Below are 17,687 nucleotides of genomic sequence, written 5' to 3'. Positions count from 1 at the left end.
ACGTCGCAGACGGAACCGGGAGGTCCTCCCGGCGTCCCGCTGCCTCCTGTACCGGTCCCCTGGGCGGTCCGGTATCCGCCCGAACCCTCCCCCTTCGGCCTGTCCTTCACAGAAGTGGACAGAGCCGAACGAAGCTCGGTGCGGCCGGGTGTCCGAACACGCCCTAGTGGCCTACCCTCAGGGTACCTTCGCGCTGTTCACGGGGCCTGAGGCGGGGTGCCCGCCAGCTGGTGATCTTGGCCTCTGCCTGGGCCCAGGGGATCAGGGCGGCCCCGCCGGTCGCCGCGAACCGGGCCCGTCGTGGCAACGGACTGTGCGTGCGCCACGGGAGTTCACACCCCGGCGGGCACACCGCCGCGCCACACCTCCGGGACGCCCCCGGGAGGCGTTCCGCGGAGCGCCCAATTTCCCGGGACCCGGCCCCCGGTATCAACAGCGGGTAACCGGCATTCACCCCGGGTAAACGGCTCGGGCGTGCTTTGCCTAAAGGGCGGCGGCCCGGACGGAGGGAACCGGTCCGGGCCGCGATAGGGCCGGGCGCCCGCCCCCGGGGGGCCTCACTCGCCCTCGTCGACGCCTCCGGCCAGCAGCGGCTCCATGAACAGCGCCGGGTGGTCGCGTTCGATCACCCTCAGACGCCACTTGTTGTGCACCAGCACCAAAAGCTCACCGTCGCCACGCCGCCGCAGCACCTCGGCGCCCGACAGCGCGTGCAGGGCGGGCGCCGACTCGGCGTCGGTGCGCCGCGCCACGGAGTAGTCCAGCGGCGAGGCCTCGATCGGGGCCCGGAACTCGTGCTCCATGCGGTGCCTGACCACGTCGAACTGCAGGGGGCCCACCGCCGCCAGCACCGGCGCCTGCTCACCGCGCACGTCCGAGGACAGCACCTGCACCACGCCCTCGGCGTCCATCTGGGCGATGCCGCGCTGGAACTGCTTGTACTTGCTCGCGTCCTTGGCCCGCGCCACCACGAAGTGCTCGGGGGCGAAGCTGGGGATCGGCGGGTAGGAGACCTTGGGGCCGTCGTAGAGGGTGTCCCCCACCGCCAGCGCCTGGGCGTTGACCAGCGCGATCACGTCACCGGGGTAGGCCGTCTCGATGGTGGTGCGGTCGGAGCCGAACACCGCCTGGGTGTACTTGGTGGCGAACGGGCGGCCCGTGGGCGCGTGGGTGAGCACCATGCCGCGGTCGAAGCGGCCCGAGCTGATGCGCACGAAGGCCATCCGGTCCCGGTGGTTCTTGTCCATGTTGGCCTGCATCTTGAACACCTGGCCCGAGAACGGGTCGGCCACGGCGCGCGGGCGCTCGCGGTCGTCCTCCTTGGGCCCGGGGGCCGGGGCCAGGCCCACCACGGCCTCCAGCAGCTGGCCGACCCCGAAGTTGGGCAGCGCGGCGCCGAAGAGCACCGGGGAGGACTCCCCCGCCAGGAAGGACTCGGCGTCGAAGTCGGCGCCCAGCGCCTCCAGCAGCTCGATCTCCTCCTGGGCCTGGGTCCAGGCGTCGGCCTCCACCTCGGCGGCGCGCTCGGGGTCCAGGACCTCCTCGATGGCCTTGTGGGCCCCGCCCGGGGTGCGCGACATCTTGGTGTAGACGCCCTCGCGGCGGTCGATGAGGCCGCGGAAGTCCCCGGCGATGCCCACCGGCCAGTTCATCGGGGTGGGGCGCAGCCCGATGCGCTGCTCGATCTCGTCCAGCAGCTCCAGGGGCTCGCGACCGGGGCGGTCCCACTTGTTGACGAAGGTGATGACCGGCATCTTGCGCGCCCGGCACACGTCGAAGAGCTTGAGCGTCTGCGGCTCCAGGCCCTTGGCCGAGTCCAGCAGCATGATCGCGCAGTCCACCGCGGACAGCACCCGGTAGGTGTCCTCGGAGAAGTCGGCGTGGCCGGGGGTGTCCACCAGGTTGAGCACCCGGCCGTCGTAGTCGATGCGCAGCGCGGCGGAGGTGATGGAGATGCCGCGGTCCTGCTCCATCTCCATCCAGTCCGAGGTCACGCCCTTGCGGTCGCCCTTGCCGTGCACGGCTCCGGCCGAGGAGATCGCGGCCGCGTGCAGCGCCAGGGCCTCGGTCAGGGTGGACTTGCCGGCGTCGGGGTGGGAGATCACCGCGAACGTGCGCCGCCGGGAGGCCTCGCGTACTACCTCAGACTCCTGCTTGGTGGCGCCCGCCGTGTCCACGCTCATCTCCGCTGTCCGATCCGCCTCGTGTGACTACCCGTTTCCCGGCCCACCAGCCTACGCTCGTCGGAGCGCCGCCCCGACCGCGCGGGGTCCGGCCGGGGCGAGGGTTCCGGGCAGGGGAGGCGGCGGTCGGGCGCGCGGGCCCGGGCCCCTTCCGTCCCCGCCGGTCCCCCGTGCCCCCGGTTTCCCCTGCCTCCTGGGGATTCCGGCCTCTCGGGCCCCTCGATCCCCTACGTCCTCCCGGGCCCCCCGGTTCCCTCCGCCCCCTCCGGTTCCTCGGACCCCTCGGACTGCCGGACGGCCTCGGCGACGCGGCGGAGCAGTTCCTCGCGGCCGGTGCCGCCGGGGTAGACCGCCACGAGAACCCGGTCGCGCCGCGGCTCCGGCGCGGTGCGCAGCATCGGCTCGGCGGCCAGGCGGACGAACTCCATGGCCTCGTCGAAGCGCGCCCACACCTCGCGGACGTCCTGTTCCGGGCCGCGCAGCCACCCGCGCAGGACGTGGTTGTGCGCCGCGATCAGCGACGCCGCCACCACCCCGGCGGCCAGAGAGCGGTCCCCGCCTCCCCCGCGCCGCGCCAGGTAGCGGCTGAAGGCGGCCTGGTAGCGGGCGGTCATCGCCACCTCGCGGTCGCGCAGGCGGGCGTGGGCGCGGACCAGGCGGTAGCGGGGCACGGTGATCTCCGGATCGCCCAGGTAGCCCTGGAGCACCAGCCGGGTGGCGGAGAGGACCGACGTCAGCGGGTCGTCCGGGGAGGCCTCCAGGAAGCCCTCGACCGTGGTGAACAGCTCGTCGTGCTCGGCGAAAAGGATGTCCTCCTTCGAGCCGAAGCGGCGGAACAGGCTGCGCCGACTCACGCCCGTGGCCGCGGCGATCTGGTCCATCGTCGTGGCCTCGAAGCCGTCCTCGGTGAACAGCCGCACCGCGGCCAGCACCACGGCACGGGTGTCCGCGCGCGTCTGACCGCCCCGGCCGACCTGGTTCTCCATGGGCCGCGCCCCCTTCGTCCGGTGTCTGGAAGGCTGTGCGCCCCCATCTGTGTACTTCATCCCTTCCGCCCCCTATCCTGGCACTGAATGCCAAGGGATGGCACGCGGTGCCATCACCCGGGACCGCCGCCAGGGGAGGAATGCAGATGAGCGACTTCGACCTGTTCAGGACCACCGAGGAGCACGAGGAGCTGCGCGAGGCCGTACGCTCCGTCGCCGAGGACAAGATCGCCCCGCACGCGGCGGAGGTCGACGAGAGGAGCGCCTTCCCCCAGGACGCCCTCGACGCGCTGGTGGCCACGGACTTCCACGCCCCGCACATCGCCGAGGAGTACGACGGCGTGGGCGCCGACGCCCTGGCCACCTGCATCGTCATCGAGGAGGTCGCCCGCGTGTGCGCCTCCTCCTCCCTGATCCCCGCCGTCAACAAGCTCGGCACCATGCCGCTGATCCTGGGCGCCTCCGATGAGGTCAAGCGGCGCTACCTGCCCGAGGTGGCCAGCGGCGAGGCGATGTTCTCCTACGGCCTGTCCGAGCGCGAGGCCGGTTCCGACACCGCGAGCATGCGCACCCAGGCCGTCGCCGACGGGGACGGCTGGGTCCTCAACGGCCAGAAGTCCTGGATCACCAACGCCGGGGTCAGCAAGTACTACACGGTGCTGGCGGTGACAGACCCCGAGGGCGCGCGCGGCCGCAACGTCTCCGCCTTCGTGCTGCACGCCGACGACGAGGGCTTCACCCTGGGAGAGCCCGAGCGCAAGCTCGGCATCAAGGGCTCCCCCACCCGCGAGCTGTTCTTCGACAACGTGCGCGTCCCCGGCGACCGCATCGTCGGCGCCCCGGGCGAGGGCCTCAAGATCGCGCTGCGGACCCTGGACCACACGCGCGTCACCATCGGCGCGCAGGCCGTCGGCATCGCGCAGGGCGCGCTGGACCAGGCGGTGGCCTACGTGAAGGAGCGCAAGCAGTTCGGCAAGCACATCGCCGACTTCCAGGGCGTGCAGTTCATGCTCGCCGACATGGCGATGAAGCTGGAGACAGCGCGGCAGATGGTCTACGTGGCCGCCGCCAAGTCCGAGCGCGGCGACGACGACCTGCCGTTCTACGGCGCCGCCGCCAAGTGCTTCGCCTCCGACGCCGCCATGGAGATCACCACCGACGCCGTGCAGCTGCTGGGCGGCGCGGGCTACGTGAAGGACTTCCCCCTGGAGCGCATGATGCGCGACGCCAAGATCACCCAGATCTACGAGGGCACCAACCAGATCCAGCGCATGGTGATGGCCCGCCAGCTGCTCAAGTAGAGCCCCGGAGGCACGAGAGGACCCCGCCCACGGCCGGTCTCCACCGAGACGCGAGCCGTGGAGCGGGGTCTTTTCATGTGGTGCGCCGCGCCCTCGCGGAAGCCCTCCGGAGGCGGGCCGTCCCGCCCGTGTTCCGCCGGGAGTCCGCGAACCCCCGTCCGGCCGTGCGCCGGTCGACCGGCGCACGGCCGGGGGCCGCGTGAGGGGCCCGCTCCCGGAGGCGACGGGTCAGAGCGTGGCCTCGCGGACGAAGCGGCCCAACGGGATGGGGTCGCGGCCGAGCGCCGCGCGCACGTCCTCGGTGACATCGGCCGCCCTGCCGCGGACCGCGGCGGCGAAGCGCTCGTTGAGGGTGTCGATGAAGCGGTCGTTCCACCCCCGGTCCGCGGCGCGGAAGTAGAAGCCCGCCTCGTCGACGGCCTTGAACCGCCACACCGGGCTCTCGGTGCCCCGGGTCTGCTTGACCACCTCGCGGAAGGTGAGCGGCTGCGGGCCCGTGAGCGTGTACTCCCTGCCGCTGTGGTCGTCCAGCAGGGCCGCGACGGCGGCGTCGGCCACGTCGCGGGCGTCCACGAAGCTGACCTCGGTCCTCTTCTTGACCGGCAGTTCGAGGCGGCCGTTGCGCGAGCGCGCCAGACCGGCGAACATCCCCTCGGTGAAGTCCTGGAAGAGCCAGTTGGACCGCAGTACGGTCCACCGGCCGAACAGGTCCCTGGCCCGCAGCTCGGCGGCGCGCTGGTCGGAGTCCGACGGCGCGTACTCGCTGCCCATGGCGCTCAGGATCACGGCGTTGGCGGCCCCGGCCGCGGCGGCCCTCTCCAGGAACCCGGCGACCCGGTTGCCCAGCGCGCTCCCGACCGGCGTCACCACGAAGACGTTCTTGACGCCGTCGAGGACCTCGTCCCAGTTCGAGGTGTCGGTCCAGTCCAGGCGGGTCTTCGAGGTGCGGGACGCGCCAGTCGCGGGCAGGCCGCGGCTCCTCAGCTGGGTGAGGACGCGGCGGCCCACCATTCCGGTGGCTCCGGTGACCAGAGTGCTCATCGTTTACAAGGTACCGACGCGCGGACCGGACGCGAACCGTCCTCGCCGCGACGGGTCCGCCGCGCCGGGCCCGCCCCGACCGCTCCCGCCCTCCGGGTGCGGCCCCGAACGTAGACTGCACGGCGATGAACGCTATGGCCGGGCGGTGCGGCGCCCGCGACTGGATCGTGGACTCCTCCATCTTCCTGATCGCCCTCCTCTCCGTGCTGATGAACGCCGCCGAGTTCCCCCACCTGCCCGTCCGGGAACCGGTCCTGCCCGTGTGGATCGAGGCCGCCGACGCGGCCCTCTCCCTGCTGGCCTGCCTGGCGCTGTGGTGGCGGCGGCGCTGGCCGGTACAGATCGCCGTCGTGCTCGTCCTGTACTCCGCCGTCTCCGGACTGGCCTCGGGCGCGATGCTCATCGCCCTGTTCTCCCTGGCCGTGCGCCGTCCGCCCCGCACCAGCCTGGCGGTGTACGGGCTGAGCGTGGGCGCCTCGCTGGTGCACGCCGCGCTGCGGCCCGACCCGCACGCCCCGTTCCTGGTGATCCTCCTGCTGGGCGCCGCCCTCCAGGGCGCCGTGACCGGCTGGGGGCTCACCGTCCAGCACCGGCGCGAGCTTGTGGAGTCGCTGCGCGACCGGGCCGTGCACGCCGAGACGGAGGCGCAGCTGCGCGCCGAGCACGCCCAGCACCAGGTCCGCGAGGCCATGGCCCGCGAGATCCACGACGTGCTCGGGCACCGGCTGTCCCTGCTGAGCGTGCACGCGGGCGCCCTGGAGTACCGGCCCGACGCCCCCGCCGAGGAGGTGGCCCGGTCGGCGAAGGTGATCCGCGAGAGCGCCCACCAGGCCCTCCAGGACCTGCGGGAGGTGATCGGCGTGCTGCGCGCGCCCGTCGGCGCGCTGCCGCAGCCGACCATGGCCGACCTGCGGCAGCTGGTGGAGGAGGCCGACGAGGCCGGGACCCGGGTGGAGTTCGTGCAGGAGTGCGCCGGGACGGTCCCAGAACGCACCGGGCGCACCGCCTACCGGATCGTCCAGGAGGGGCTCACGAACGTGCGCAAGCACGCGCCGGGCGCCACCACGCGCGTGCTGGTCCGGGGAGCCCCGGGCGACGGCCTGCTGGTGGAGGTGGGCAACGGCCCCTCCCCCGGCGCCCCCCGCGCGGCGTCGGGCGGGGACGGCGACGGCCAGGGCCTGGTCGGGCTCGCCGAGCGGGTGTCCCTGGCCTCGGGGCGGCTGGAACACGGCCCGGACGGCCGGGGTGGCTGGCGGCTGGCGGCATGGCTACCGTGGCCGACATGAGCGAGACGGAGCGGGAGATCGGGGTCGTGCTCGTCGATGACGACGCGCTGGTCCGGGTCGGCCTGGTGATGATGATGGGCGGCGCGCCCGACATCCGGGTACTGGCCGAGGCCGAGGACGGGAGCGCGGTGGTCGACCTGGTGGCGCGCCACTCCCCCGACGTGGTCCTGATGGACATCCGGATGCCGACGGTGGACGGGCTGACCGCCACCGAACGGCTGCGGGCCCTGGAGAACCCGCCGGAGGTGCTGGTACTGACCACCTTCGACGCCGACGAGCACGTGCTGCGCGCGCTGCGGGCGGGCGCGGCGGGGTTCCTGCTCAAGGACACCCCTCCGGCGGAGATCGTGGAGTCGGTGCGCCAGGTGTCCCGGGGCATGTCGGTGCTCTCCCCGGCGGTGACGCGGCGGCTGGTCGAGCGGGTGGGCGCCGACGACCGCGGTGAGCGGGCCCTGCGTGCGCGCGAGCGGCTCTCGGCGCTCAACGGCCGGGAGCTGGAGGTGGCCGTGGCGGTCGGCGGGGGCCGGTCCAACGCCGACATCGCCGCGGCCCTGTTCCTGAGCGTGCCGACGGTCAAGACCCACGTGTCGAGCATCCTCACCAAGCTCGGGCTCAACAACCGCGTCCAGGTGGCGCTGCTGGTGCACGACGCACAGCTCCTGGACGGGAGGGGCTGACCCGCCCCCGCCGCCTCCCCGGCCGTCCGGCGCGCCCTCCCCGCCCCTTCCGCCCATCCGGGGCCGTCCCGAGCCATGCCGGAGCCCGTCCTGGGTAGCCGGGGGTGGAGAGGGACACCGACACGGAAGGGGGCGGAGGCCCAGGTGAGCGACCGCGACGACTACGGAGAAGTGCTCGACGCCGTCATGGAGAGGGTGCGGTCGCACATCGGCGAGGGCCGGGTCGCCGACTACATCCCCGAACTGGCCAACGTGGACCCGGACGAGTTCGGGTTCGCCGTGGCCACGGTGGACGGCGACCTGTACAGCGTCGGCGAGCACTCCCGGACGCGCTTCTCCATGCAGAGCATCACCAAGGTGTTCACCCTGGCGCTGGTAATGAGCAGGTCCGGGGACAGCGTTTGGAAGCGGGTCCACCGGGAGCCCTCGGGCAACTCCTTCAACTCCCTGTACCAGCTGGAGTTCGAGAGCGGCGTGCCCCGCAACCCCATGATCAACCCCGGCGCGCTCATCGTCACCGACCAGCTGCTGACCGACACCGGGGACGCCGTCGGAGCGCTGGGGGAGCTGCTGTGCGCGGAGACCGGCGACCCCGAACTGCACACGGACAACCTGGTGGCGCGCTCGGAGGACGAGCACGGCGACCGCAACCGGGCGCTGGCCTACCTCATGTCGAGCTTCGGCAACATGCGCAACCCGGTGCCGGAGGTGCTGGACCACTACTTCCGGCAGTGCGCGATCACCGTCAGCTGCGAGGAACTGGCCCGGGTGGGGCTGCTGCTGGCCCGCCACGGCAGGCGTGCGGACGGCTCCCAGCTGCTCAGCCGCTCCGACGCGCGCCGCGTCATGGCGGTGATGCTCACCTGCGGCACCTACGACGCCGCGGGGGAGTTCGCCTACCGCGTCGGCCTGCCCTGCAAGAGCGGGGTGGGCGGCGGCATCCTCGCGATCGTGCCGGGGCGCTGCTCGGTGGCGGCGTGGGGGCCCGGTCTGGACGCCAAGGGCAACTCGGTGACGGCGGCGCTGGCCCTGGAGGCCTTCACCGACATCACCAACTGCTCCGTGTTCTGACCGCTCAGTCGTCCCCGTCGGCCGGTTCGAAGCCGCGGGACATGTGGTCCAGCAGCGCCCGGTTCTGCTCGGGGTGGTCGTTGTCGGCCACCAGGAACAGGGCGTAGCCGATGTCCTCGGTGTGGAAGCCGCGGTTGATGGCGTGCATGTCGCCGTTGCCGAAGGTGAACTCCCAGTCGGCGGCGCTGACGTAGTCCTCGGCCCAGTCGTCCTCGACGTCCTCGATGCCGATCAGTTCGTAGCCGCTGAAGTTGCCGCTGCCGACGGGCTCGAACTCGCGCCAGTCGTCCCCGGCGTCGGGGTTGGGGTCGTCGGTCTGGTCCACCAGCAGGTAGCCGCCGTCGGGGTTGCGGAAGTAGACCATGTGGCCCTCGCGCTCGACGTTCCAGCCCTCGGGGACGTCCACGGAGAAGCCGCTGGAGTCCTCGTGGCGGGTGAGGGGCCCCCAGGCCTCCTCCACGCCTTCCTCGTCACGCTCCTCCTCCGACTCCTCGTCCGAGGCCTGCGCGGATTCCTGCGGCGTCTCCTCGCCCGCGGACGCGCTCTCCTCGGCGGGGGACGGCGACTCCTCCGTGCCGGGGTCGGCGGCGGCCTCCTGGCCCGAGCCGTCGACCAGCCCGGTGTCGGCCCCGCCCGAGCGGTTCATGCTCACCAGGAGGCTGGTGGTGGCGCCGACGACGAGGAGCACGAACACGGCCGCCGCGACCAGCAGCGTCCGCCGGACGGAACCGGGGCGCCCCGCACGGCGGGGGGCGACCGGACCCGGGGCCGGGGCCGGGGCCGGGGCCGGGCCCGGCGGTTCGGCGCGGACGGCCGCCTCGGCGGCCCCCTCCGGCTCCGGCGCGGGCACGGTGGCGACCATCGTGGGGGCGACCGTCTCGGGGGTGTCGTCCGCGTCCCGGATCTCGCGCAGCAGGGCGCGCACCTCGCCGACCGACGGCCGGTCCTCCGGGCGCTTCTCGCACAGGGCCTCCAGGACGGGGCGCAGCGGACCGGCGTTGACCGGCTCGGGCAGGTCCTGGGTGACGATGGCGGTCAGCGTCGCCATCGGGGTCGGCCGCTCGAAGGGCAGGGTGCCCTCGACCGCCTGGTAGAGGGTGACGCCCAGGGCCCACATGTCCGAGGCCGGGGTGGCCGAGTGCCCGTGCGCGACCTCCGGGGCCAGGTAGCTCGGGGAGCCGATCAGCAGCCCGGTGCTGGTCAGGTGGGTGGAGCCGTCCAGGTGGGCGATGCCGAAGTCGGTCAGGACCGCGCGGTCGTTGCCCGCGATGAGCACGTTGCCCGGCTTGATGTCGCGGTGCACGATGCCGCGGGCGTGCGCCTCGGCCAGCCCCGCCGCCATCTGCTCGCCGATCCCGGCGGCCCGTCGGACCGGCAGCGCGCCCTCGTCGCGGACGAGGTCGCCCAGGGAGGGGCCGCGGACCAGCTCCATGACGATCCACGGACGGCCGTCCTCCTCGGCCACGTCGAACACCGTGATGATGGCCGGGTGGCTGAGCTGCGCCGCGCTGCGCGCCTCGCGCAGCATGCGGGTGCGCAGCACCTCGACCTCGTGCGGGGGCAGGTTCGGCGGCGTGGTCAGCTCCTTGACGGCGACCGGCCGGTCCAGGAGGGTGTCGGTGCCCTGCCAGACCCGCCCCATGCCGCCGGAGCCGATGACCTCGTCCAGACGGTACCGGTTGACCAGGAGGCGACGGGGGTCGGCTTCGGAACTGTTCATGAAGGCGCTGTTCCTCTGTGGGGAGGGGCGGTGCGGGGAGTACGGGGCACGGCGGAGGAGGAGCCCCTGGGCGTTAGCGAGTCTAGGATCCCCCGGCCACTGTTGGCGCTCCCCGCCACGGTGCCATGTGCCTTCCCCAAACGGGGGGAGTCCGGACGCACGCCCCTGACATGGGCGGATTCCGCCGGAGGCGCCGCGCGGCGCCGGACCGGCGGGACGGGGATCACCGGGCGTGTCCGCCCGGGCCGCGCCGCACGGGGGTCCCGGCCCCTGTAACCCGGCCGTCGTCGAGGGGCGCGTCCACCCGCGGCTGACATCCTCTCCCGTTCGAAAGCGGGAGAACCCAGCCGACAGAAACCGTCCGCCGCTGGTGGTCTACGCTTCACAGCCCGCCTGACGGCGAGGGCTCCACGTCCTGGCGCCCGCAATGTCCCGGAGCGCTTGCTGCCTGGTCGGATACTCCACGTTGCACGCGGCGTTGCTGTCGGCATGCGCGACATGCCCGCAGCCGGGTGCCCCGCACACGAACCGCTCCCGCGACTTCCGGCTGCCCCCGGTGATGACCCGGCGCCGCGAGCGGCGCCGCGAGGCGTACGGGGCGGGCACCCGCACCAGGCACCCGCCCCGGTCGGCGAGCTTGTACTCCAACAACGTGACCGTACGTCCCCACGCCTGACCGGTGATGGCACGGTTCAACCCGGGCTTCTGTGCCACGTTGGCGCCCGGGGCCTCCGCCGTTCCCCGAGCCGTGCGGACCATCCCGGCGATGCGCAGGTCCTCGCCCCCCGCCCCGGGCCGGCATGAGGCGCGGGCTCCTTGACCTCGGTGCGCACCCGTAGCACCACGTACCAGCCGTGGGCCTCCCACACCAACCTTGGGGATCTGCACGATTCCCCGCTCATGGGCCACACGTTCAATGTTCAAGCCCCGACCTTGGGGGACGTCCACGCACATCCGTGAACGCAGCCGGGCCTCGAAGACGGGCGGGCCTGACGAACGGCCGCATCAGCGTCAGCCAGGGACACCCGCCCGTTTCCGGAGGACATGGTCCACCAGGAGTGGAGCAGTTTCCACAGGGCGCGGGCGGCGTGGCCCCGGGTGTTTCCGACCCCGGGAGTTGGTCCTTGTGGGGTAGAGGCGGGTCTTGTGGCCGCGTTCGCGCTTGATCTGTCACCTCCTGCCTGGTCCAGGCCGACCTTAGCGCGAGGGCGTGACGTTTCGTGACGGGAGTTTCACCCAACGACCGCAACCGGTAGCACTCTCGCGAAAGAGAGGTAGAGGACGGGTAAGTCGGTGATCGGCGGGTCCCGCCGCAGCACGCCGTTGAGGACCTCGGCCAGGGAGGCGTCAGAGGGCGGGACCGCGCCGACCCGGAGGGGCCGGTCAGGAGGCCCGGTCGGCGGCCCCGTCCCGCGCCAGCGGGCGGAACCGGCGCAGCCGCTGGCTGTTGCTGACGACGAAGACGCTGGAGAAGGCCATGGCCGCTCCGGCGATCATGGGGTTGAGCAGCCCCGCCGCCGCAAGCGGGATCGCGGCGGCGTTGTAGGCGAAGGCCCAGAACAGGTTGCCCTTGATGGTGCCGAGGGTCCTGCGGGAGAGGCGGATGGCGTCGGCGGCGGCGCGCAGGTCGCCGCGCACCAGGGTCAGGTCGCTGGCCTCGATGGCCACATCCGTCCCCGTTCCCATCGCCAGCCCCAGGTCCGCCTGGGCCAGGGCGGCGGCGTCGTTGACCCCGTCGCCGACCATCGCCACCGTGCGCCCCTCGCCCTGCAACCGCTGCACGACCTCGACCTTGTCGCGGGGCAGGACCTCGGCGATCACCTCGTCGATGCCGACCTGGTCGGCCACCGAACGGGCCACCGCCCGGTTGTCCCCGGTGAGCAGGATCGGGGTGAGCCCCAGCTCGCGGAACCTGCGGACGGCCTCGGCGCTGGTGGGCTTGACCGTGTCGGCCACCACCAGCACGCCCCGGACGCGGCCCTCCCAGCCCACCGCCACGGCGGTGCGGCCCTGCGCCTCGGCGTCGGCGAGGGCGGCGGCCAGCCGCTCGGGCAGGACGGCGCCGTCCTCCTCCAGCAGCGCGACCCGGCCGACGGCCACGGCACGGCCCCCGACGGTCCCACGGACGCCCAGGCCCTCGGCGTTGGCGAAGTCCCCGGGGGACGGGAGCGCGCCCAAGCGGTCGGCGGCCCCGGCGGCGATCGCCCGCGCGACTGGGTGCTCGGAGGCGTTCTCCAGGGCCCCGGCCAGGCGCAGGACCTCATCCTCGTCCTCGCCCTCGGCGGTGGACACGCCGGTCAGGGTCATCCGGCCGGTGGTGACGGTGCCGGTCTTGTCCAGCACGACCGTGTCCACGCGCCGGGTGTCCTCCAGCACCTCCGGGCCCTTGATGAGGATGCCCAGCTGGGCGCCGCGCCCGGTGCCCACCATCAGGGCCATGGGCGTGGCCAGGCCCAGGGCGCACGGGCAGGCGATGATGAGCACCGCGACCGCGGCGGTGAAGGCGGCCGGGGCGGACGCCCCCAGCACGAGCCAGACGACGAGCGTGGCGAGCGCGACGAGGATGGCGATCGGGACGAAGACCCCGGAGACGCGGTCGGCCAGGCGCTGGACCTCGGCCTTGCCGTTCTGGGCCTCCTCCACCAGGCGCGCCATCTGGGCGAGCTGGGTGTCCGAGCCGACCCGGGTGGCGCGCACGACGAGGCGCCCGCCCGCGTTGACGGTCGCGCCGGCCACGGAGTCGCCGGGCGCGACCTCCACCGGAACCGACTCGCCGGTGAGCATGCTCATGTCCACGGCGGAGGTGCCCTCCTCCACCACGCCGTCGGTGGCCACCTTCTCCCCCGGCCTCACGAGGAAGCGGTCGCCGACGGCGAGCCGGTCCACGGGCACCGACTCCTGGCGGGAGTCCGCGCCGCGCAGGACGGTGGCCTCCCTGACCCCGAGTTCGAGCAGGGCGCGCAGGGCGGCGCCCGCGCGCCTCTTGGAGCGGGCCTCGAAGTACTTGCCGAGGAGGATGAAGGTGGTGACCCCGGCGGCCACCTCCAGGTAGATGTTGGCCGACCCGTCGCCGCGGGCGACGGTGAACTCGAAGGGGTGGGTCATCCCCGCCATGCCCGCGCTCCCGAGGAAGAGCGCGTACAGCGACCACAGGAACGCCGCCGACACCCCGAGGGAGACCAGCGTGTCCATGGTGGCGCTGCCCAGCCTGATGTTCTTCCAGGCGGCGACGTGGAAGGGCAGCGCGCCCCAGACGACGACGGGCGCCGCCAGGGTCAGCGAGGCCCACTGCCAGTAGGTGAACTGCAGGGCGGGGATCATCGCCATCGCGATGACCGGCACCGACAGGACCGCGCTGACGACCACCCGGTCGCGCAGCGCGCGGGCGGGGTCGGCGGGTTCCGCGTCGCCCCCGGCCGCCTCGGGTTCGGTCCGGGGGACGGTGGCGGTGTAGCCCGCCTTCTCGACCTGGGCGACGAGTTCCTCGACCGGGGTGGGCGTGCCGTCGAAGGAGACGCGGGCCCTCTCGGTGGCGAAGTTGACGGTGGCGGTGACCCCGTCGAGCTTGTTGAGCCGTTTCTCGACCCGGTTGGCGCAGGCGGCACAGGTCATGCCGCCGATGTCCAGTTCGACCGGTGCGGTGTCGGCCCGGCCCGCCGCGGCTGCGCTGCTGCTCATACCCTTCCTCGGTCCTCCGTGACGTCCCCGTGCTCTCGTGGACGGTCCTGTGCCCCGGTGCCGGACGGCCCCGGAGCCCGGCGCGGGCGGTCGTCCCGCCCGTGCGCCGGAACTCCCCCGCGGGCCGGGGTCGGCGGTGCGCCGTTCCCGCCCGGACCGCGGGGCCCGGTGTGCGCGTCAGCCGCGCACCTCGTACCCGGCCTCGTCGATGGCGGCGCGGACCGACGCGTCGTCGACCGGGCCGTCGCTGGTGACGGTCACCTTCTTGGCGTCGAGGTCGACCTTGACGTCGGTGACCCCCGCGACCCCGCCGACCTCCTCGGTGACGGAGTTGACGCAGTGTCCGCAGCTCATGCCGTCAACGGTGTAAACAGCGGTGCTGGTGGCAGCCATTTCGCCTCCTGGGGCATGTGTGCTGTACCGGTCCTCCTGGGACCGGCCTCCGATGCACTCAACATACCCCTTGGGGGTATGGTGCTGTCAAATGTCCGCCGAGCGCGCCGCCCGGGAAACGACGAAGGCCCCCGCACGTGACGTGCGAGGACCTCGGGCGGCGGCCACGGGGACCGGGTAGGAGTCCGCCGCCCCGGCGGGCGGTCCGGATACCCTCCCCCCGTTCTCCGGGGGCGGCCCGTGTTCGGACCGGAGAGCGGGGCGGCGGGTGCACCGGACTTCGCGCGGCGGGGCTGCCGGAAGCTGGAAGGGGGACGGAGTCGGGAAACGGGCGGGACGGACCGGGAAAAGAGGGAAAGAGGAGGCGGGGACTACTCGGTTTTGAGTTCCAGGCGGGCGACCACGCGTTCGCTCGCGTGGTGGTTGTTCAGCGTGAACCCGGCCCGCCGGAACATCTCCACCGTTCCCGTGTAGACCTCGGCGCTGGGCGCACGCCCTCCGGCGGTGTCAACCGGGTAGGCCTCCAGGACGCGGGCGCCGTTGGCCCGGGCGTACTCGATCGCCCCGTCCAGCAGGCGGCTGCCCAGTCCGCGTCTGCGCCGACGGGGCGGGAGCCAGAAGCAGACCAGTGACCACACGCCGGGCTCGCGGGGATCGGCCGGGCGCAGGGACCGCGACCGCGACAACCGGATGAAGTCCTCCCGGGGGGCCACGGACACCCACCCGCAGGGGCCGTCCTCGTCGTAGGCGAGCAGGCCGGGCACCCGCCCGTCCAGGGTCAGGCGCCGCAGTTCCTCCTTGTTGTCCACACCGCGCTGGGAGCGGTCGCAGGAGGTGCTCGCCGTGTGGTCCTTGGCCCGCCTACGGAAGAAGGTGCACCAGCAGTGCCCGTAGGCTCCGGTCGGTCCGAACAGGTTCTCCAGGTCTTCCCACCGCTCGGCGGTGGCGGGCTCGATTGAGACGATGGACATCGGACTCCCTCGACGAGACACACGGGCCGCCACAACTGTGATCCAGCACACTAGCGATTATTCGCCGTGACCGAAAGAACACAGATGCACTGAAAAGCCTTACCTGGTGGGTTCTGTCATCGAATGACCCCTTGAAGACGCCGGTGGGGCGGGGGATGCGTACTCCCCCGCCCCACCCGCGGACGGATCAGGACCCATGCCGGAGCGCGGGACGGCCCGGGGCCCCGGTGCGGCCCGGGGCCCGTCCCGCGGCACTCAGACCCGGTCGGACTCGGCCGCCGTCTCCCTCTCCCTGGGCTCCCAGCACTCCACGCCGCGCAGGTCGGGCAGCCGGTCCCGCGTGAACACGGGGTCGATGCCCTGGCGCCGCTGGTCGTTGTAGTCCTTGAGCACCCGTGCCGCGATCGCGGCCAGCGGTGTGATGGCCACGAGGTTGATCAGCGCCATCATGCCCATGGTCGTGTCCGCCAGCGTCCAGACCAGGTCGATCGAGCCCAGCGAGCCGAGGAAGCTGGCCACGAGGAAGACGATCTTGTAGCCGAGCATGACGCGCCGGTCGGCGGTCAGGTACTCCAGGTTCGACTCGCCGTAGTAGTAGTTGCCCAGCACCGACGTGAACGCGACCAGGAGGATGATCAGCGTCATCAGGTGCAGCGCCCAGGGGCCCAGCGCCTCGGTGACCGCGATCTGGGTGAGGTCGCCCTCCAGCTCGCTCTCGGAGCCGCCCTCGTAGCCGATGAGGATGATGAAGGCCGTGATGGAGCAGACCACGAGGGTGTCGAAGTAGACGCCGAGGGTCTGCACCAGGCCCTGTTTGGCGGGGTGGGTGACGGAGGCGCTGGCCGCGGCGTTGGGAGCGGATCCCAGGCCCGCCTCGTTGGAGAACATGCCCCGTCGCACGCCCTGGATGATCACCGTGCCCAGACCCGCGGCGGCGAACTCGCGGATGCCGAAGGCGTGCTCGAAGATGAGCGTGAACATCCCGGGGATGCGTTCGAAGTTCATCCCCACGATGATGATGCCCATGATCAGGTAGATCAGCGCGAAGGCCGGGATCAGCGCCTGGGCGGTCTGCGCGATCCTGCGCACGCCGCCGAAGATCACCATCGCGGTGACCGCGACGAGCACGACCCCGACCGCTGCCGACAGCCCCAGGCCCGCGTCCACGTTCATGTTCTCGGCGGAGTTGGTGACGGCCCCGGCGATGGTGTTGCTCTGCACGGCGTTGAAGACCATCGGGAAGGTCAGGATGAGGACGATGGCGAAGAGCACGCCCATCCAGCGCTGGCCCAGGCCCTTCTCCATGTAGTAGGCCGGTCCGCCCCGGTAGCCGGTGGAGTCCCTGACCTTGTAGAGCTGGGCCAGGGTGGACTCGACGAAGCTGGCCGCGCACACCACGAGCGCCATCGTCCACATCCAGAAGACGGCGCCCGGGCCGCCCAGGGAGATGGCGACGGCCACGCCGACGATGTTGCCCGTGCCGATGCGGGCCGCGGCCGAGATCATGAACGCCTGGAGCGAGGAGACCGCCTTGCCCCCGTCGGGGGCGGTCTCGGGCTTGCTCTTGAGCACCCGGAACATCTCCGGGAGCATCCGGAACTGGACGGCGCCCGTCCGGACGGTGAGGTAGAGGCTCACCACCACGAGCAGCGGGATCAGGACCCAGGCCCAGAAGAAGTCGTTGTTGAACGTCGCGATGGCGTCGGTGAGGCGCGCGTCGAGGGTGGGTGCCGCGTCTGCGACTAACACGGGCGGGGCTCCTTTTGCTCCGGAGAAGGACAACCGCTCCCACATACCCGTGAAGTACGCGTAATCACCATCCGGGACACGCCGTGCCCGGATGGTGATGTCTCCGTTATCCGGGACCCCGGTCGGCGGAGCCGCCCGTAGGCCCCGCGCGCAGCCGCCGGCTCAGCCCTCGTGGACCAGGTCCGCGTAGGACGGGTTCTTCTTGAGGTAGGCCTGCGCGAACGGGCAGATCGGCACGATCTTGAGCCCCCGCGACCGGATGTGGTCCAGGGAGTCGCGCATGAGGCGGCTCGCCACGCCCTTGCCCTCGAAGGAGGGGTCGACCTCCACGTGCGGCAGGGCGTACACGCCCTTGTCGATCAGGTGGTAGGCGGAGAACCCCACCACCGCCCCGTCGGCGCTCACCTCGTAGCGCGAGCGTTCCGGAACGTCGACGACCGTCAGGTCCATGGCACTCTCTCCCACTCCCCGTGTTCGCGCACGCGGTGTGCGCGGGCCAATGACCACGTTCCCACACATAACCGCCGCGCACACCCCGGTCGAGCGGCCACCGTCCGTGACCGGGGCGGGCCGCGGACCTCCCGGACCGCCCCGGCCGCACGGACGGCACGGACGGCCCGGGAGGCCGGGC

14 protein-coding genes are annotated in these 17,687 nt (G+C 72.6%); 4 read left to right on the top strand and 10 right to left on the bottom strand.

What is annotated here, in order from left to right; translation table 11 throughout:
• Nucleotides 1-557: 557 nt before the first annotated feature.
• Nucleotides 558-2,183 (bottom strand): peptide chain release factor 3, encoded by a 1,626-nt coding sequence (locus tag KGD83_RS02955; RefSeq protein WP_212642404.1) that lies wholly within the window; start codon nt 2,181-2,183, stop codon nt 558-560.
• Between the two features lie 227 nt (nt 2,184-2,410).
• On the bottom strand, nt 2,411-3,169 hold the full coding sequence (locus KGD83_RS02950; RefSeq protein WP_212642403.1) for a TetR/AcrR family transcriptional regulator: 759 nt from the start codon (nt 3,167-3,169) through the stop codon (nt 2,411-2,413).
• Nucleotides 3,170-3,315: 146 nt separating this feature from the next.
• Between KGD83_RS02950 and KGD83_RS02945 the strand changes: the two genes are divergently transcribed.
• Nucleotides 3,316-4,470 (top strand): acyl-CoA dehydrogenase family protein, encoded by a 1,155-nt coding sequence (locus KGD83_RS02945; protein WP_212642402.1) that lies wholly within the window; start codon nt 3,316-3,318, stop codon nt 4,468-4,470.
• Between the two features lie 228 nt (nt 4,471-4,698).
• Here KGD83_RS02945 and KGD83_RS02940 read toward each other — a convergent pair whose 3' ends face one another.
• The gene (locus tag KGD83_RS02940; protein WP_212642401.1) at nt 4,699-5,511 is read right to left on the bottom strand and encodes an NAD-dependent epimerase/dehydratase family protein; all 813 of its coding nucleotides are present in this window, start codon (nt 5,509-5,511) and stop codon (nt 4,699-4,701) included.
• A 134-nt stretch (nt 5,512-5,645) separates the two neighbouring features.
• On the opposite strand from KGD83_RS02940, the gene KGD83_RS02935 reads away from it, so the two are divergent.
• The 3 genes from KGD83_RS02935 (at nt 5,646) to KGD83_RS02925 (ending at nt 8,545) form a co-directional block, all read left to right on the top strand.
• A complete protein-coding gene (locus KGD83_RS02935) occupies nt 5,646-6,797 on the top strand; it encodes a sensor histidine kinase (RefSeq protein ID WP_212644245.1) in 1,152 nt (383 codons plus the stop codon).
• Complete coding sequence (locus KGD83_RS02930) at nt 6,776-7,474, top strand: response regulator transcription factor (protein ID WP_212642400.1); 699 nt, start codon at nt 6,776-6,778, stop codon at nt 7,472-7,474. The genes KGD83_RS02935 and KGD83_RS02930 overlap by 22 nt, the downstream gene beginning before the upstream one ends.
• A 144-nt stretch (nt 7,475-7,618) precedes the next feature.
• Nucleotides 7,619-8,545, top strand: coding sequence for a glutaminase (locus KGD83_RS02925; protein WP_212642399.1), 927 nt, complete (start codon nt 7,619-7,621; stop codon nt 8,543-8,545).
• Nucleotides 8,546-8,549: 4 nt separating this feature from the next.
• On the opposite strand, the gene KGD83_RS02920 is transcribed toward KGD83_RS02925, so the two are convergent.
• The 7 genes from KGD83_RS02920 to KGD83_RS02890 all read right to left on the bottom strand — a co-directional run bounded on the left by KGD83_RS02920 (nt 8,550) and on the right by KGD83_RS02890 (nt 17,506).
• Complete coding sequence (locus KGD83_RS02920; RefSeq protein ID WP_212642398.1) at nt 8,550-10,265, bottom strand: serine/threonine-protein kinase; 1,716 nt, start codon at nt 10,263-10,265, stop codon at nt 8,550-8,552.
• Between the two features lie 375 nt (nt 10,266-10,640).
• Complete coding sequence (locus KGD83_RS02915) at nt 10,641-11,024, bottom strand: zinc ribbon domain-containing protein (RefSeq protein WP_249352099.1); 384 nt, start codon at nt 11,022-11,024, stop codon at nt 10,641-10,643.
• 624 nt (nt 11,025-11,648) lie between these two features.
• Entirely contained in the window at nt 11,649-13,943 is a 2,295-nt protein-coding gene (locus KGD83_RS02910; protein ID WP_212642397.1) for a heavy metal translocating P-type ATPase, read from the bottom strand.
• A gap of 177 nt (nt 13,944-14,120) precedes the next feature.
• Nucleotides 14,121-14,336: a heavy-metal-associated domain-containing protein gene (locus tag KGD83_RS02905; protein WP_212642396.1), complete on the bottom strand. Its 216-nt coding sequence runs from the start codon at nt 14,334-14,336 to the stop codon at nt 14,121-14,123.
• A gap of 371 nt (nt 14,337-14,707) precedes the next feature.
• On the bottom strand, nt 14,708-15,307 hold the full coding sequence (locus tag KGD83_RS02900; RefSeq protein WP_212642395.1) for a GNAT family N-acetyltransferase: 600 nt from the start codon (nt 15,305-15,307) through the stop codon (nt 14,708-14,710).
• Nucleotides 15,308-15,562: 255 nt separating this feature from the next.
• Nucleotides 15,563-17,056 carry an alanine/glycine:cation symporter family protein gene (locus KGD83_RS02895; RefSeq protein WP_212642394.1) on the bottom strand — a complete coding sequence of 498 codons (1,494 nt, stop codon included), beginning with the start codon at nt 17,054-17,056 and terminating at the stop codon, nt 15,563-15,565.
• A 162-nt stretch (nt 17,057-17,218) separates the two neighbouring features.
• Nucleotides 17,219-17,506: a GNAT family N-acetyltransferase gene (locus tag KGD83_RS02890; RefSeq protein ID WP_017563820.1), complete on the bottom strand. Its 288-nt coding sequence runs from the start codon at nt 17,504-17,506 to the stop codon at nt 17,219-17,221.
• Nucleotides 17,507-17,687: the final 181 nt, after the last annotated feature.

It is taken from the genome of Nocardiopsis akebiae (assembly GCF_018316795.1).
GTDB classification, from domain to species: domain Bacteria; phylum Actinomycetota; class Actinomycetes; order Streptosporangiales; family Streptosporangiaceae; genus Nocardiopsis; species Nocardiopsis dassonvillei.
This window is presented reverse-complemented; position numbering and strand designations above follow the sequence as displayed.

Coding starts and splice junctions, on each gene's coding strand:
- KGD83_RS02945 (WP_212642402.1), top strand. CDS start 3,316: ATGAGCGACTTCGACCTGTTCAGGACCACCGAGGAGCACGAGGAGCTG.
- KGD83_RS02950 (WP_212642403.1), bottom strand. CDS start 3,169: ATGGAGAACCAGGTCGGCCGGGGCGGTCAGACGCGCGCGGACACCCGT.
- KGD83_RS02905 (WP_212642396.1), bottom strand. CDS start 14,336: ATGGCTGCCACCAGCACCGCTGTTTACACCGTTGACGGCATGAGCTGC.
- KGD83_RS02900 (WP_212642395.1), bottom strand. CDS start 15,307: ATGTCCATCGTCTCAATCGAGCCCGCCACCGCCGAGCGGTGGGAAGAC.
- KGD83_RS02890 (WP_017563820.1), bottom strand. CDS start 17,506: ATGGACCTGACGGTCGTCGACGTTCCGGAACGCTCGCGCTACGAGGTG.
- KGD83_RS02915 (WP_249352099.1), bottom strand. CDS start 11,024: ATGGTCCGCACGGCTCGGGGAACGGCGGAGGCCCCGGGCGCCAACGTG.
- KGD83_RS02935 (WP_212644245.1), top strand. CDS start 5,646: ATGGCCGGGCGGTGCGGCGCCCGCGACTGGATCGTGGACTCCTCCATC.
- KGD83_RS02955 (WP_212642404.1), bottom strand. CDS start 2,183: ATGAGCGTGGACACGGCGGGCGCCACCAAGCAGGAGTCTGAGGTAGTA.
- KGD83_RS02940 (WP_212642401.1), bottom strand. CDS start 5,511: ATGAGCACTCTGGTCACCGGAGCCACCGGAATGGTGGGCCGCCGCGTC.
- KGD83_RS02920 (WP_212642398.1), bottom strand. CDS start 10,265: ATGAACAGTTCCGAAGCCGACCCCCGTCGCCTCCTGGTCAACCGGTAC.
- KGD83_RS02910 (WP_212642397.1), bottom strand. CDS start 13,943: ATGAGCAGCAGCGCAGCCGCGGCGGGCCGGGCCGACACCGCACCGGTC.
- KGD83_RS02930 (WP_212642400.1), top strand. CDS start 6,776: ATGGCTACCGTGGCCGACATGAGCGAGACGGAGCGGGAGATCGGGGTC.